This is a genomic window from Pseudoruminococcus massiliensis, from assembly GCF_900291955.1.
Lineage (GTDB): Bacteria > Bacillota > Clostridia > Oscillospirales > Acutalibacteraceae > Pseudoruminococcus > Pseudoruminococcus massiliensis.
Window position 1 is genome coordinate 15,169 of record NZ_OLMR01000008.1, and the last position, 15,469, is coordinate 30,637.

A 15,469-nucleotide genomic window follows, 5' to 3' on the forward strand; every position below is an offset into this window, starting at 1 on the left:
AAAAACTCTTCTTAAATAGCTTTTTGATATAAAACTTTTATCTTATTTAAACAAGCTTATTAAATTTATCCCAAAATTCCTTTGCGGGACAATCTATAACTATTTTTTCTCCTGAATATAGGTCTTCAAACTCCGCTTGAGAACAGTGTAAGCATTGTCTATCAAATATATCAAGGTGTCCCCCATACATGTCATCACCAGCTAAAGGGTGTCCTATATGTGCCATATGGGCTCTGATTTGATGTGTTCTGCCCGTTTCAAGAACTAATTCAAGCATTGTATGATTTCCTTTTACTGCAAGAGATTTCCAATGAGTAACTGCACGAACACCATCAGCATGAACCTCTCTGCAAATTGTATGACCTTCTTTTAGTGCAAGTGGTGCGTCTATCGTTCCACTACCAAAAAGTTCTCCCTCACAAATTGCGGTATATTTTTTCTTAACTGTATTCGGTAAAATTGATGCAGTAAGTCTATCCTTGGCAATTATAACAATTCCAGAAGTATTTCTATCAAGGCGATTTACAGCACGAAATGTATAGCTCTCATCATTCTGAATTTGATAATATGCTACTATATTTGCAAGCGTATCAAAAATATGGTCATGCACTGGGTGAACAGGCATAAACGGTGGTTTATTTACTGCAAGAATATTTTTATTTTCAAAAAGTACATCAAGCTTTCCCTCTATTGGCTCTACTGAAATTTCTTCATCAGGAAATTTTATTGTTATTACATCTCCTGCATTGACTGTGTCAATACTTCTGAGAAGTTCACCATTTCTTGTTATACCATTTTCTGTGCGTTTTAATCTTGTTAAAAGTCTTGCAGAAACAGCACAATGTTTTCTTAAGAATATTTCTGCATTCATTCTATCAAATGACTGAGGTACTATAAAAATTGTTTCACTTCTTTTATTTTCCATTTTATTTATAAACATTCCTTTAACATAAATACACCGTATAATATTTGAATATTATACGGTGCTTTTTATTTTTTATGAGCTAACTTTTCCAGTAATAAGATTTCTGAAAGAATTAATTGCACTTCCGTTATTATCAGAAACAACTACTAAAACATACGGACTACAATATTCTATTTTAGTATCATCAAGCATCTTACTTTCTTTAGGATTAAGCCTTTGGAGATTAGCACTTTGCGAGTTAATATGATTTTTTATTTTATATTCTACCTTAGAATAATCAGATTCATCATTCAGCTTAAAACAAGACACCTCAAAGCATGAATCTGCACTATCAGAAATATATACTGTAGCTTCAGAAATAAGCTTCTTATCAATATCATAATATTTTGCTATATTATCAGAGCTTACACGAGAAATACCGCTATAACCAAGCTCACTGATTATTCTATCTACAATGGTATCAGTAGATATACTCACATCTGTTTGTTCCCTATTTGATGGAGGCTTTCCAAAGCCCATATGTATCAGAGCAGCAATAACAATGACAGCAATAACTAATATTGATAAAATCAAAGAAACGGATATTACTACTTTTTTCTTAGTTATTGTCATAAATTCACCACCCTTTCTGATATTTATAATAACTTAATTCTATTATACATATTTTGTATAAATTTTTCAATTACAAGCTTGTTACTATTGGTTAAATGGCGTAATATAAAGTCATTCAAAAAATAATAAAAAACCATAATCTTGAAGAAACTTATTCTTTCTGCAAGATTATGGCTTTTATTAATTATGTGAAGACAGGACAATAGAGATGTTTTTGCGTTTTTACTGTCTTGATTTGAACACTCGTCACAATCATTCTACATCACTCCGTTTCTGTTTTCAAGGCTGCTTACAGCACCATTTCAATTTCCGTGCCGCCGATAAAGACCACCTTGATTTTCTCTTTTGATTCCACCACTACGCATTCTATGATCTGACTGACGAGCGTATCGTCATATTCCATCGGGTGATTTTGCAGTCCGTCAAGTATGGTGAAAATCTCATCGAGTCGGGATTGTTGTGATATAATAAATTTGTAACACCTTGTTCGAGTAATATATTATAATATTACTCAAACAAGGAGGACGTTACTATGTCAGTACATTACACCGAAGACTTCAAAAAAGAAGTAGTTAAAGCCTATATGGCAGGCGACAAATAAATACCGCAAATTGCTGTTGAATTTAATGTTGCCAAAAGCTCCGTTAGCAAATGGGTTAACGAATACAAGGAAGAATGCCTCTATACCACCAGCACAACCGCAGAATCTAATGAAGCAAAGGAAATCAGAAGATTAAATCAGCTTCTTAATGAAAAAGATAAAGAGATTGCTTTCTTAAAAAAGCGGCGGCATTCTTCGCGAAGGAAATCGATTAGTGGTATATCGATTCATCGATGACAATAAAAATATATTTGGTTTAAGATGGCTATGCCAGAAGTTTGGCATTAGTCCTAATTGTTATTACAACTACAAAAAGGATGCAAAGCGAAAATATCGTGAACGCTTAGCACATATCTTTGAGCTTATAAAGTATGTTTATTACAACAACAATCGTGTTATAGGCTATAGGGCTATACGCATTTTTATCAAACGATATGGCTATGAGTTAAGCAATACCACAATGCATAAATATATGAACAAGGAATTGAATCTTTGTGCAGTAATTATGCATTCTAAGCTAGGTTACAAGACTGGCAAAAAGAATAAAATCTTTGACAATCTCTTAAATCAGAATTTTACTGTCGACTGCAAGAACAAAGTATGGTGCACAGACTTCACATATATGCGCCAGCCAAATGGAAAATTCAGATACAACTGTTCAATTATTAATTTGTATGACAGGTCCGCTGTCGCTTCGTTAAACAGTGATTATATCAACACTGATTTGGCAATAAGCACTCTGAAAACAGCCCTTGAAAAGGAAAACTACCCTAAAGTGATTTTGCATTCAGACCAGGGGGTACAGTTTACTTCATGGGAATTTATAAATTTTTGCAAAGAGAATAATATAACACAAAGTATGAGTAAGGCTGGCTGTCCTTATGATAATGCTCCCATGGAAAGATTTTATAACACTTTCAAAAGCAACTTTTATGACATAACTTCATTTTCAAATGTAGAGATGATGGATGAACTAACTATGAAATACATAAATTGGTATAACTATGTTCGCCCTCATTCATACAATAATTATTTAACAACAATGGAAGCTCGTTACAGGTAGATATTTATCGAACAAAGTGTTACAAAAAAGCTTGACCACAACAAAGGCATAAAGAAAGAGCGCCCAGCAAGTTTTTTACTTGCTGAGCGCTCTTGAAACTGTGCCGGAGATTGCCGTCCGGTCGGCTATTCTCTTTTCAGGCGGCATATCGCCGTCACCGTCCTTTCATGACCGCATGGGTCTTATTTTTCTGTTCTGTTCAGCGTGAATTTCTCACCCTGTGTCACCGTACCCTTGCCTGCGGTCAGCTCAAGCCCCGTATCGGTATATGCTATCTCGTACTCGCAGTCGGCCAGTGCCTCGGCTTCGAAGTCGATAGAGAGTGTCTTGCCGGACAGCGTAAAACGGAATCTATACGGTGCGCCAGAGAGCCGCAGCTCTCCGCTGCCGTCCTCACGGAAGGTATAGACGCAGCTCTTGTCGGACATTGCAAAGCTGCCGTAGATGCTCTCGTTATGAGGGCTACCCTCGGTGCGGCCGCAGCCTCGGCACAGCAGCACGATGCCCGCTATGAGCAGCACCGCCGCAAGGCCGCAGGCGGTAAGAAAGAGCGTCCTTCTCCGCTTTTGCCTTTTGATCGCCGCGCGGTGTAGCTCACGCCTGCGGAGTATTTCCGCCTCGGTCATTGGTCTCGGTATTCTGTTATCCTGCATTGCTTCACCTTACTTTACTTCGATATTCTGACCTCATCCAGGAAGTCAAAAAGCATCGACAGACCGGTGCCGACGGGCGTTTCGTCCTCTCACAGACACATCTCGCCGGTCAGCGTGACGCCGGGCTTGGTCATACGGAAAAGGAAAATCTGTCCGTTGCGGCGCGCTTCAAATGGAGCAGGGACACCTTTCCGTCCCCGTTCGGCTGGGGATACACGGTCAGAATGTGGGTGTCGCTTGCCGCCTTACGGTCAAACTCCTGCATATCCGACTCGAAGTAATATCGTGAACGCCCGTCCTCACGGAAAATGAACAGCAGCGCCATACCGTCGGTGGTGCGGCGGTCACAGCTGTAGGTATACCCTTCTTGTAGGAGCAGCAGCAGGCCGCTGAAGGGAATTCTCTCTGAAACAGTCATGGCAGCTTATCTCCTTTATCTTATCGTAGTGTCCTGTAGTCCTTCCGAAAAGCGGCAACGCCGTGGTTGCCGCCTTTCGGAAAGGGGCTTGCTGCCAAGCCCTCTTTCAGGAAAATAGGCGGTGGCGGAAAGATCCGTCACCGCCTATTGTGTTTAGGTTATTTCGATTTCGGAAGCGTCGGCTTATTCGGCCTCGGATTCCTTTCTCTTTTTGCTGCTTACGCCCAGCAAGGTCAGAACGCCGCCGCCGACGAACAGAGCAGCCAGCCAACCGATGAGGTTGCTGCTGTCACCGGTCTGAGTAGACTTGGTGGAGTCGTCCTTTCCTGGCTTATCGGTATTATTATCACCGCTGCTTGTATTGCCGGTGTTGCCGCCGTCGGGGAGCTTGTCGATGACCGTATTCTCGCTGCGCTTAGCGCCGCAAACGGTGCATTCCTCGTGCTTGATGCCGGTGGCCTCCTTGGTAGCGGCCTTGTCGATCACCCACTGGAAGCTGTGTGCTGCCGTGTCGGCCTTATCGCCGCACTCGCACTCATGCCAGTGATTGGTGCCGTCATACTTCCAATCGGTGCCGTAGCTGTGGGTATGAGCACTGCCTGTTGCGGGGATCGGTGCGGTTTCAAGAACCTTCTTGCAGACGGTGCATTCCTTATGCTTAGCGCCGTCGGCGGTTTCGGTAGCTGCCGTGTCAATGATCCACTCGCTGGCGATGTGAGCCGCAATATTGGCCTTATCGCCGCACTCGCACTCATTCCAGTGATTGGTGTCGTCATACTTCCACTCGGTGCCGTAGCTGTGGGTATGAGCGCTGCCTGTTGCGGGGATCGGTGCGGTTTCAAGAACCTTCTTGCAGACGGTGCATTCCTTATGCTTAGCGCCGTCGGCGGTTTCGGTAGCTGCCGTGTCAACGATCCACTCGCTGGCGCTGTGAGCCGCAATATTGGCCTTATCGCCGCACTCGCACTCATGCCAGTGGTTGGTGCCGTCATACTTCCACTCGGTGCCGTAGCTGTGGATATGGCTAGGAGGCGCATCCTTATAGGTGGCCTCGAGCTTCACATCATTGCCGGGCATGGTGAAGGTGGTAGTCGCCTTGGTGGCGTCTGCCAGAGTGACATTGCCCTCCAGCACGACCCACTTGTCAAAGACCTTGCCTGCCTCCGGTGCGTCCGCCGTAACGGTCACAACGGTGTTCTGCGCGATCTTGTCCGTGATTGGTGTTCCTGCGGCAACGGAGGCCGTGCCCTTGATGACCGTGACCGTGTACTCGGTCGCGGCTGGGCTTCTGACGAACCTTGTCTCGCCGCAGTCGGCGCGCTGGCAGGTGTAGAGAATCCCTTCGCTCTTGCCCTGTTTTGCGGGTTTGCCGCCGTCCCAGTCGTGGCCGAGCTTATTAATGACATGACCGTAGCGGAAAATCTGTCCGCAGCCGGCTGTGCACTGCTGGTCGCCGCTATAACCTGTGGTGGTGCATCCGGGCTTAACCACATTGATCAGCTTGGAGTTGCCGGCAATTTCGTGGAGGGACGGGGTAGAAACGCCCTTCTGCGCGATCCTGTCGCACGCTGTGCAGTACTGGTTGCCGGAATAGCCCTTCTCGGTACAGGTCGCCGCTCTTACATCCCGCAGTTCAAATGGACCGCTATGCCTGAAGTCGCCGGTCTCGCCCTTTACGGTGCCGCCGCAAGCCGTGCAGCGGTAGTCGCCCTCATAGGCGCGGTGTCGGCAGTCGCCCGAATTGACGTTATAGCGTTTGCCGCCATGGCTCGCGTCTGTGGTGGCCGAGTTGGACGTGCCGTAGTAGTACAGCGGCTGCAGTGGACCGGTATGACCGGCGTTTGCAGGGGGATAGATATCCGAACCGGCACTGATGACATAGCCGCAGTCTGCGCAGGCGGTGTCGCCGGTGTAGCCCTTGCGGTCGCAGACCTGTGCCTTCGCATTGAGCACCGTGGTGCCGCCGCTGTGGTCACAGCCTGCATAGACCGGCTCGAAGAAGAATTGGCCGCCGCCGGGTGCACCCATGGCGCTGAACGCCGGAATCGTGCAGCCCCACTCGAGCGCGGAGCCGTTGGTCACCAGCTTGAACAGGGTCTTCGCCTCGCTGGTATTCCAATTTTTATGAACCGATGCCATGCTGTCAGACACGTTGTATTCGCGGAGATACTCCACCTTCCAGCCGATGGCCTTCTGACCGGTTCTCTCCTCGGGATAAAGCTTGATCTTGTCGCCGGGCTTGACAATCATACGGGTTGCCCGGCCGTTTTTCACCGTCACAATGGCGGTATCCTTTGTCCAATCGCCGTCAATTTCCGTCTTTTTGTATTCGCAGACGCTGCATTCAGCTTCCATGCCGCCTTCGCCGCCTGTGGTATCGGGGTTTTCGACCACATTCCAGCGGCCCCAGCTATGGGGAACCATGATGAACTCCTCGCAGCCAGGTATTTTGCACTTTTCGGGGTGTGCATAGTCGGACTCAAGGATGAGCTGCTCCACCGTCTTGGTCGAGCCGCCGATGTTGAAGGTATACTCATAGATACTGCCGAAGCCGGTGCAATCCCAGTTCCAGCCGTAATCATGGACATGGCTCTTCACATAAAGGGGATAGTCGCAGACGGTGCAGTAGAGCACATCGACCTTGCCGCCGCCTACCGCATCAAGGCTTCTGTCAAACGCAAATTTATGCGGGAAGATGCGCTCCTTGGTGCCGGTGGTCATATAATGCGCTTCGTATTCGCCTGCTTCGAACAGGCACGCAAGCTTGTGGCCCTCGCTTTTGCGAACGCCGCCCACGACACCGTTATGGGTAACCCCATGCTTATCGACCCAAGTGACATTGTATTTCGGCGTTCTCTCACTGTCGTCGGTGGGCACAGGCACACCCGCCTGCTTGTGGCTGTAGGCATGGGTGGCAGTCAGCTTTGCCTCCGCCGTTTTCATGGTGTCCGAAGGGTCACCCTTTCTGCCGATGACGCAGAAGTAGGAGTAGTCCTCCTGGCAGGCCTGGGTGGAAACCGGCATCTTCAGTGTGGAGGTCGTCACACCCGTGTAAAACCTATCCTCCGGCAGCTTGTAGGGCGCCGCCGTGGGAATCTCATTATTCTTCCGATACCACTGATAGGTCAGCTCGTCGCCCTTCAGGCTTCTTGCCGAGACAGAGAAGGTGATAGGGTGATTTTCATAGTACAGCAGGCCGTTTTCCGGCTCTTCGTTATAATCATCGTAGATGGAGGTCTTGCTCTTGATGTCCCTCGGCTGGCGGGTGATAACGATGGAGCTGCCGCTGATGTAGCCGCAGATCTTGCACACGCCCTTGGCGTCATATTCATGGTTGGCAGGATTCAGCTTTTTGCCGTCGCAATAGCGGCAGGGGTGCCAGTGCTGCGTTCCGTCAGCCTCCCAGGTGGCGGAGGCTATGTGGGTATGCCCGGCGCCGGAATGCTCCGTCTTCAGATGATTCTCAAAATCAGAGTCGCTGAAGCACCAGTCGTCATGATCGCAGCCCATAGCTCTCACGGCATCGAGGCAGCAGTCCTTGCAGCGCTGATCGCAGCCGTCCTCGCAGGGATCGCTGTCGTGGAAGCACAGACCGCAGTCCTCGCAGAAGTGATCCGCATAGTCCGTATCCATTACGCACATCCCCTCGGAGCAGTCGGAGTTGCCTTCGCAGCACTCTTTGCACAGCTCGCAGGTTTCGCAGAACTCGTCCTCGTCCTCCTTATCCGCGACCCAGCCGCCGCAGCCCTGGCAGATGTGCTCGTCCCACTCGGCGCTTTCCACGCAGGTCTCGCCGTCCGGGCAGCCGCCGCCCTCGGAGTTATCACGGCAGCAGTCGATGCACAGACCGCAGTCCTCGCAGCTCTCCTTGGCCAGCAGGCATTCCTCGCACTGCTCGCAGGACGTGTGGCAATCGACGCAGTGTATGACGCCGGTATCATCGTCGTCAACGCACTCGTCCACCGCACCGAAGCAGGCGTTACACAGCGAGCAGTGCATCGGGTCGCTGTCATCGTTTGCGCAGTCATCGCAGAAGCCGCAGGAGTCGCAGATGGTTATGGAGCAGCAGGGGCCCTTATAGCATTCGCCGCACAGCTGGTCATCCTCGCCGATGTAGCACTTGCCGCAGGTGGAGCAGTGCGTTTCCTCCATGCACTCCGCACACTTGTAGCACTCATCGCACCAATAGGCTGTATTGAACAGACACTCACCACAATCGTTGCAGTGGAATTCAGCGAAGCAGTCGGAGTTGCAGTCAACAGTGCAGAACCCGCAACCGTCGCACATATTCTCAGCCCAGTGGTAGTGGTCGCAGTATTCACAATCTTTGCCGTTGTCGTAGTCTTCCCAAAAGGCATGGGCGGGAACCGCCAGACTCGGCATCAGTGAGACCAACATCACAAGTGTCAACAGGACGCTGACGATGCGCCTTCGTGTATTTGTTTTTGTCATACTATCATCTCCTCCTTAAAAATTATTTTGAAGATTTTTATGCGTTTTGTGTTGCCTGATTTAAACACTGTCGATGACCGAAGCAAAATAGTTTTCGGATACCGAACCGAAGAGAAAAGCGTCTATCAGACCCTCGCGCTTTGCCTGCCGTACCTTTTCGGTCAACTCTCCGTCTGTATCGTCATCCACAAAGAGAATGACCCGGCAGTTTTCCGTGTTCCGTTTTACCTTGTCACGGATTGCCATTCGTTCTTTGAACATCCAGGGCGAATACGCCTTGACCTCCATTAAAAGCACATCTGGTCGATGCGTTTTGCACCACTCGGCGGTTGCGTCCGGCGACTCAGAAATCACAACTTGGCAATCGTCCAATTTTTGCATCAGCATTCGCTCCATGGTGTGCGCATGGATATCGCTCTGAATGTCCAGAACGATTTTTTTCATCATTCATCACCACCTTCTAAAAGCACAATCCTAATCTTACAGTATCTATTGTACGGATTTTTTTGGCGTTTGTCACTGGCACTTGTGCCAGTAACAGAAGAAAAATCTCGATTTTTCCAAAAAATTTTTGCCTTTTGGGCGCGAAAAACCCCTTGACCGTACAGCCAAGGGGTTCAGTTTTGCTTATTCGTCTTTTAAGGTGGTTACCATGAGTTTGTTTTCAATGGCGGTTGCAACCAGTGCTTCTCTGCTTTCAAAGCCGCCCTTTTCCACCATATCGTCCAGGTTCCAGCGAACGCCGTTTTTGGAAATGCCCAGCTTATCGGCAATTTCCTGATAGGTAAAGCCCTTTATATAAAGGCGTAAGATGTATAACTGCCGGTGCGAGAAGGCATCGGACATCGTTCCCTCCATTTCAACGGCCGGAGCGATATCGGGGAAGACCTTTTCCCCTGCCAGGGTGCGCTTTACCACACTCATCAGCTCCTCTGTGCCGTGGTCCTTATACCACAGGCTGTCGGCAGCACCTATTTTGGCTCTTTGCAAAACTTCGGGATCGACAAGCGAGGTAGCCACAACGATTTTGATTTGCGGAAAAGCCTTTTTGATGCGCTCTGCGGCGGCAAGACCGGAGTGCTTATGCTGCGTCTGCACATCCATAAGGACGAGCTTTACGGTGGCGTCGCAGTGCTTTTCCGCTTCAAAGGCGTCACGGAAAACGCCGACAAGATGAAACTCGCCGTCTGCCGCAAGACGATCGACAAAGTGCTTTTGGATGTATAAATCATCCTCTACAAGTATGGTGTTTATCATAGGCTGATCTCCTTTGCGGGAATCGTAATCAGAAGAGCAAAGCGTGGATTGTGCGAAATATGCATTTCACCGCCGGAGCTTTCAATACTGCGGCGAAGCGTTGACAGGCCGCTGCCTTCCTTTATCGGCTCTGTGGGTATTTTGCCGTTGTTGGTTATGGTAACATCATAGCGTTCGCCGCGCTGGGCAATGCGGATATATACCTCATTCCCGTCTGCGTGCTTGATGCAGTTGGTCACGCACTCCTTGGCGGCAGCAACGGTCAGCTCCTCGGCTGCGGTATCACGAGGCAGGTAGCCATCGATTTTTACAGCCACGCCAAGCTGCTGTGCGGTTCTTTTTACCTCGTCCATTGTGCTGACAGAGGTGACACGGTTGCTTGCCAGCATACCGATGGCATTTTGCAGCGCCTCAAGCTTTCGCTCGGTATCCTCTCCGCTGTCTATGATGTCACGGATGGTCAGGAGGCTTCGCCCGATGGTGTCATGAATATAGACCTTTAGGTCAAGGCTTTCCTTTTCTTTGACATCGTCCTCCATGCGAGCGTACATCTTCCTGAGCTTTCGATTGACTTCTGCCAGTTCTTCATTTATTTTCTCTTGCTTTTGGTAGCCGTTATACAGCTCGGTTACATTGTGCGCCGTTATCTGCTGCCAGCGGTCATCGCTGTCCACGGTGATATTTTGTGTGCGAAACTGCCAGACGGTCTTGTCGGGCAGGATGTAGCAATCATCCTTGACGGTTACGGATCTGTCCGGCACGCTCAGGGCATTTTCCATATCGCTTTTGATTTGCAGCTCGTGGCCGCAAAGGGCAAAGGAGAGCCTGCGCATACGGTTGTTGCGCAGGATGATCCTGCCGTTCGGGTCGGCAAAGCAGATGCCCATAGGCAGTTTATCGGTTGCTTCCTTAATGGAGAACGGCGAGAGCTCGTTCTTTTTGCGGCGGTATTCCCGCGGCAGAGCAATGGCAAAGTGAACTGCCGCAAGGAAAATGGCAGTGGCAAATATCAGCCACGGTGCGCCCAGCAGAAATGCGTCCCCGATATTATCGGGATCTGCCTGGGAAACGGAGAACAGCAGCGGGATCATCACCGCCATAACCGCCAGACTCAGCAGGCTGCGCACCGGCTTATTGCTGCGAAGAAGCTGATACATAAACAGCCCGATTTCAAGGACGATCTCCACAAGCATGATAAACGGCAGCATAGTCTGCCAAAATTCAGAAAGGGAAGAAAATGCACTCATTTCCTGTCACCTTCTTTCGCTTCAAATACAAGGCGCTGGTATTCCTCGTCATCCTCTTTTTCACAGCGGATACCGTCTCCGCTTACCAAAGCGGAAAGGTCGGCTTTGCAGCACACATTCAGGGACAAACGCAAGCCGTCTGCCTTTATGAGGCTTACTTGTATGCCTGTTAAATTCAAAATGTCGGCTTCAATAACCGATTCATAAAAATCAAATACAGCGGTCGCCATTTTGCCGGAGAGCATGGAAAGAGACTCGTCCACATAGAGTGAGCTGCGGACGCCCAACAGCTTCAGCGTTTGGAGGGACTCATTGAAAGCACGGTGGAGTTCCGTTGCCGCTATTTTAATATCTCGGTCGGTAAGGAGCGTCAGATGCTTGCGGCGTTTAATATAGCTGCACAGCACGGCAATCTCGGCAAGGAGCGTTTTGGCACTGTCGGGATCGGTGCTTGAGATTCGGCGGTATTCCTTAGTGAGCTCCGCAATGCGGTCGATCTGCGTCTGCGTAGCGGAACGCAGGAGATCATACAGGCGGTTTTGTTCCTCCACCTTGCGGCGCTTGGCTTCACGCTTGTATTCATAATGGAGTATTTCGTTCCTGTCGGCCAGCTCGTCTGCAAGAAGCTCGGAGTCCTCCTTAATGTCACGCAGAGCCGACACATCCTCTGTCCATACGGCATAGCCGCCGTCAATGGGCATGGTGTGAACGGTCAAGCCGCCCATCGTGACCGGGCTTTGCTCGGCTTTTTTCATCGTTTCCTTTGCGATAGGCGCAGTGTTTACAGCTGCATACCGAACGGTAAAGTCCTTGTCGGTGATCTCTGCCGATGTGCCGACAGAGGAGGCAAACAAGTCCACATAACGGCTGTTTGAATGTATATATCCACAGGCGATGCAAAACTCAAAGGTCAGAATATACATCACACTTTGGAATGCGGCAATATCGCCGAACAAGTGGAGCAGCCAATCCGCACCCGCATAGTAAAGTACACTGTAAACAATCGCCAGCAGCATAGGAACAATGGGAAGAAAGTGGAGCCTTCCTTTTTGCACGCGGCATTTGAAAAACATAATTACGAGTGCGGCAAAGGCACACAGCACCTGCCAGCCCACAATAATGAAGTAACCTACCGAGTAGCCGTTGTTTTTGTCCGTCCACACGGCGGCGTCCTTCGGAAAGGTAAATACGAATTGGTGCAGGTCATTTGTGAGCACGAGCAGAAGCAATGCGCCGGAGATGATCCACAGAACCGACATTCCCTTGGGGAATTTGTATTCGTCCGGCTTTCCCAATGACATAGCAATCAGCAGTGCCAGCATAGGCACAAACAGCATGGGCAGATAGAACAGATACCACAGGTAACGGACGGCGTCCGGCTGCCAAAATATAAAATACTTTGCCGAACGGACTACCATCCATATGATGAGCAGTACTGCGGTGACCGTCATAAACCTGCACACCTGCTTTTGCACGATCCGCTGGCGGACAGAAAGCCCCCAGGCGGCGAACAGACCGATATAGATAAAGCTGCGCAGATAGGAGAACAGCATCGGGTAGAAACTGCCCCTGCCCACAATTCGGAAGCAATATGCCAGTATCACGGCAAGTACAGCGATGCCGCTTGTTATGATAGTATTCTTTTTCTGCTTGGTCATAAACAGGCCCCATTTCGCCTTCATTCGTTTTTGCTTACCCTTGGGTATAACTTTTCAGATTAGATTATAGCATAAATCCGTCTATTTCTCAACTGCTTCTTACGAGGCTTTGCACAAAAGCCACACTTTTTACCCCACAACAGAGAAAAAAGGTCGGTCTTTGACCTGCACAAGTCGAACCGATTCCATCTTATACTCTGTGTTGTGATATAATAAATTTGTAACACCTTGTTCGAGTAATATATTATAATATTACTCAAACAAGGAGGACGTTACTATGTCAGTACATTACACCGAAGACTTCAAAAAAGAAGTAGTTAAAGCCTATATGGCAGGCGACAAATAAATACCGCAAATTGCTGTTGAATTTAATGTTGCCAAAAGCTCCGTTAGCAAATGGGTTAACGAATACAAGGAAGAATGCCTCTATACCACCAGCACAACCGCAGAATCTAATGAAGCAAAGGAAATCAGAAGATTAAATCAGCTTCTTAATGAAAAAGATAAAGAGATTGCTTTCTTAAAAAAGCGGCGGCATTCTTCGCGAAGGAAATCGATTAGTGGTATATCGATTCATCGATGACAATAAAAATATATTTGGTTTAAGATGGCTATGCCAGAAGTTTGGCATTAGTCCTAATTGTTATTACAACTACAAAAAGGATGCAAAGCGAAAATATCGTGAACGCTTAGCACATATCTTTGAGCTTATAAAGTATGTTTATTACAACAACAATCGTGTTATAGGCTATAGGGCTATACGCATTTTTATCAAACGATATGGCTATGAGTTAAGCAATACCACAATGCATAAATATATGAACAAGGAATTGAATCTTTGTGCAGTAATTATGCATTCTAAGCTAGGTTACAAGACTGGCAAAAAGAATAAAATCTTTGACAATCTCTTAAATCAGAATTTTACTGTCGACTGCAAGAACAAAGTATGGTGCACAGACTTCACATATATGCGCCAGCCAAATGGAAAATTCAGATACAACTGTTCAATTATTAATTTGTATGACAGGTCCGCTGTCGCTTCGTTAAACAGTGATTATATCAACACTGATTTGGCAATAAGCACTCTGAAAACAGCCCTTGAAAAGGAAAACTACCCTAAAGTGATTTTGCATTCAGACCAGGGGGTACAGTTTACTTCATGGGAATTTGTAAATTTTTGCAAAGAGAATAATATAACACAAAGTATGAGTAAGGCTGGCTGTCCTTATGATACTCCCACGGCAAGCTGTCTGTAATCGGAGACATCGGCAGCTTTCATCTGCGGTGCGTGTTCGTACAGGCCGACATATTCCCGCACTGTAGAAATCTCATCCTGAATATATGCAATTTTACTGCGGTATTCATCCAAGAGGTTTTGGTCGGCGTTGCTTAGAAATTGACCGTTGTATTTTATCCGGCAGAGGGGGATGCCGTCCGAGGATACTTCTAACCATCCGCTTCCGTCCATCTTGGTGTCATACCGAGCCTTGAGCCGTTTGGCTAATTCTTTCTGTAGCATATTTGATTTCTCCTTTTTAGGGTAATAAAAAAGGCAGATAGATTTTTGCTTTCTATCTGCCTGTGTATCTGATATTTACTTTTCGGGAGTTCAAGTCTATCCACAAAGGGAAAACGGCGATTTTACATCTGTGTTTTGGTACAGAGAAAAATCGCCGTTTGGGTAGCAAAAAAGCCCGATATAATCGAGCTTTTCGCAGGAGACATCTTTTTTGTCTCCACATTATGGTCCGAGTGACTGGAGTCGAACCAGCGGCCTCTTGAACCCCATTCAAGCGCGCTACCAAACTGCGCCACACCCGGAAATATCACGACGATTATTATATCATAGCAAAAAATGTTTTGCAAGTATTTTTTAATGATACTTAAATCATAAACCTCCAAAAACAAGGCTTTTTTGCTAATAAATGTGAATAGTCAAAAAACTATGGTGAATAATAACTAATAAGTTCACAAAACTTACTAAAATATAAAAGTACTCGGAGGTTAATTATATGAAAGCAACAGGAATTGTGAGAAGAATAGATGACCTTGGGCGTGTGGTAATACCTAAGGAAATAAGAAGAACATTGAGAATAAGAGAGGGCGACCCACTCGAAATTTATACAGATACTAACGGAGAAGTTATTTTCAAAAAATATTCACCAATCGGAGAACTTTCTGATTTTGCATCTCAATATGCAGAGGTTATTTCTAAAATTTCAGGAAAACCTATGATAATAAGTGATAGAGACCATATTATTGCGGTCGCAGGAGTTTCTAAAAAGGAATATCTTGAAAGAAGAATTTCTCCTATTATAGAAGAACTTATGGAAATGAGAAAAAATTACTTTGCTAAATCTGATAGTATCGGTGAGCTTATGCCAATAGAGGGTATAGAAAGAACAGCTTTAGTTATATATCCGATTATATCTTCTGGAGATGTGACTGGTTCAGTTGTTATGCTGCAAGGAGAAGAAATTCAAGCGCCAAATGAAACAGAAATTAAACTCACACAAGCTGCAGCTGCTTTTTTAGGAAAACAAATGGAAGAATAGAATATAAAGCATAGCTAATATTGCATAT

General features: G+C 47.1%; 13 protein-coding genes and 1 tRNA gene. 3 read left to right on the forward strand and 11 right to left on the reverse strand.

Annotated features, from left to right (window positions below):
- Positions 1-46: 46 nt before the first annotated feature.
- Both C9914_RS09650 and C9914_RS09655 read right to left on the reverse strand, forming a co-directional pair.
- On the reverse strand, positions 47-925 hold the full coding sequence (locus C9914_RS09650) for an RluA family pseudouridine synthase (protein ID WP_158707395.1): 879 nt from the start codon (positions 923-925) through the stop codon (positions 47-49).
- A gap of 72 nt (positions 926-997) precedes the next feature.
- Positions 998-1,537, reverse strand: a complete 540-nt coding sequence (locus C9914_RS09655) for a DUF4358 domain-containing protein (RefSeq protein ID WP_106765069.1) — start codon at positions 1,535-1,537, stop codon at positions 998-1,000.
- 791 nt (positions 1,538-2,328) lie between these two features.
- Here C9914_RS09655 and C9914_RS09660 point away from each other — a divergent pair.
- On the forward strand, positions 2,329-3,201 hold the full coding sequence (locus C9914_RS09660) for an IS3 family transposase (protein ID WP_106765071.1): 873 nt from the start codon (positions 2,329-2,331) through the stop codon (positions 3,199-3,201).
- Between the two features lie 182 nt (positions 3,202-3,383).
- Here the strand turns inward: C9914_RS09660 and C9914_RS11540 are convergent, their stop codons facing one another.
- The 7 genes from C9914_RS11540 to C9914_RS09700 all read right to left on the reverse strand — a co-directional run bounded on the left by C9914_RS11540 (position 3,384) and on the right by C9914_RS09700 (position 12,886).
- The gene (locus tag C9914_RS11540) at positions 3,384-3,854 is read right to left on the reverse strand and encodes a DUF5640 domain-containing protein (RefSeq protein WP_158707397.1); all 471 of its coding nucleotides are present in this window, start codon (positions 3,852-3,854) and stop codon (positions 3,384-3,386) included.
- 130 nt (positions 3,855-3,984) lie between these two features.
- Complete coding sequence (locus C9914_RS09670; RefSeq protein WP_106765075.1) at positions 3,985-4,272, reverse strand: hypothetical protein; 288 nt, start codon at positions 4,270-4,272, stop codon at positions 3,985-3,987.
- Between the two features lie 183 nt (positions 4,273-4,455).
- Positions 4,456-8,724: an InlB B-repeat-containing protein gene (locus C9914_RS11615; protein WP_181013449.1), complete on the reverse strand. Its 4,269-nt coding sequence runs from the start codon at positions 8,722-8,724 to the stop codon at positions 4,456-4,458.
- A gap of 60 nt (positions 8,725-8,784) precedes the next feature.
- Positions 8,785-9,171 carry a response regulator transcription factor gene (locus C9914_RS09685; RefSeq protein ID WP_106765078.1) on the reverse strand — a complete coding sequence of 129 codons (387 nt, stop codon included), beginning with the start codon at positions 9,169-9,171 and terminating at the stop codon, positions 8,785-8,787.
- 180 nt (positions 9,172-9,351) lie between these two features.
- Positions 9,352-9,981 (reverse strand): response regulator transcription factor, encoded by a 630-nt coding sequence (locus C9914_RS09690; protein ID WP_106765080.1) that lies wholly within the window; start codon positions 9,979-9,981, stop codon positions 9,352-9,354.
- Positions 9,978-11,228 carry a sensor histidine kinase gene (locus C9914_RS09695; RefSeq protein WP_106765082.1) on the reverse strand — a complete coding sequence of 417 codons (1,251 nt, stop codon included), beginning with the start codon at positions 11,226-11,228 and terminating at the stop codon, positions 9,978-9,980. Before C9914_RS09695 ends, C9914_RS09690 begins: the two co-directional genes overlap by 4 nt.
- Complete coding sequence (locus C9914_RS09700) at positions 11,225-12,886, reverse strand: hypothetical protein (protein ID WP_106765154.1); 1,662 nt, start codon at positions 12,884-12,886, stop codon at positions 11,225-11,227. The genes C9914_RS09695 and C9914_RS09700 overlap by 4 nt, the downstream gene beginning before the upstream one ends.
- 560 nt (positions 12,887-13,446) lie before the next feature.
- Between C9914_RS09700 and C9914_RS09705 the strand changes: the two genes are divergently transcribed.
- Entirely contained in the window at positions 13,447-14,142 is a 696-nt protein-coding gene (locus C9914_RS09705; protein ID WP_158707398.1) for an IS3 family transposase, read from the forward strand.
- Here C9914_RS09705 and C9914_RS09710 read toward each other — a convergent pair.
- Complete coding sequence (locus tag C9914_RS09710) at positions 14,112-14,405, reverse strand: hypothetical protein (protein WP_106765086.1); 294 nt, start codon at positions 14,403-14,405, stop codon at positions 14,112-14,114. The genes C9914_RS09705 and C9914_RS09710 overlap by 31 nt on opposite strands.
- Positions 14,406-14,630: 225 nt before the next feature.
- A tRNA-Pro gene (locus C9914_RS09715) sits at positions 14,631-14,707 on the reverse strand.
- A gap of 191 nt (positions 14,708-14,898) precedes the next feature.
- Between C9914_RS09715 and C9914_RS09720 the strand changes: the two genes are divergently transcribed.
- Positions 14,899-15,441 (forward strand): stage V sporulation T C-terminal domain-containing protein, encoded by a 543-nt coding sequence (locus tag C9914_RS09720; protein ID WP_022263606.1) that lies wholly within the window; start codon positions 14,899-14,901, stop codon positions 15,439-15,441.
- Positions 15,442-15,469 lie beyond the last annotated feature (28 nt).

Bases quoted from the DNA above. Each gene is read 5' to 3' on its own strand.
- C9914_RS09650 (WP_158707395.1), bottom strand. From the start codon at position 925: ATGGAAAATAAAAGAAGTGAAACAATTTTTATAGTACCTCAGTCATTT.
- C9914_RS09655 (WP_106765069.1), bottom strand. From the start codon at position 1,537: ATGACAATAACTAAGAAAAAAGTAGTAATATCCGTTTCTTTGATTTTA.
- C9914_RS11540 (WP_158707397.1), bottom strand. From the start codon at position 3,854: ATGCAGGATAACAGAATACCGAGACCAATGACCGAGGCGGAAATACTC.
- C9914_RS09670 (WP_106765075.1), bottom strand. From the start codon at position 4,272: ATGACTGTTTCAGAGAGAATTCCCTTCAGCGGCCTGCTGCTGCTCCTA.
- C9914_RS11615 (WP_181013449.1), bottom strand. From the start codon at position 8,724: ATGACAAAAACAAATACACGAAGGCGCATCGTCAGCGTCCTGTTGACA.
- C9914_RS09685 (WP_106765078.1), bottom strand. From the start codon at position 9,171: ATGATGAAAAAAATCGTTCTGGACATTCAGAGCGATATCCATGCGCAC.
- C9914_RS09690 (WP_106765080.1), bottom strand. From the start codon at position 9,981: ATGATAAACACCATACTTGTAGAGGATGATTTATACATCCAAAAGCAC.
- C9914_RS09695 (WP_106765082.1), bottom strand. From the start codon at position 11,228: ATGAGTGCATTTTCTTCCCTTTCTGAATTTTGGCAGACTATGCTGCCG.
- C9914_RS09700 (WP_106765154.1), bottom strand. From the start codon at position 12,886: ATGACCAAGCAGAAAAAGAATACTATCATAACAAGCGGCATCGCTGTA.
- C9914_RS09710 (WP_106765086.1), bottom strand. From the start codon at position 14,405: ATGCTACAGAAAGAATTAGCCAAACGGCTCAAGGCTCGGTATGACACC.
- C9914_RS09720 (WP_022263606.1), top strand. From the start codon at position 14,899: ATGAAAGCAACAGGAATTGTGAGAAGAATAGATGACCTTGGGCGTGTG.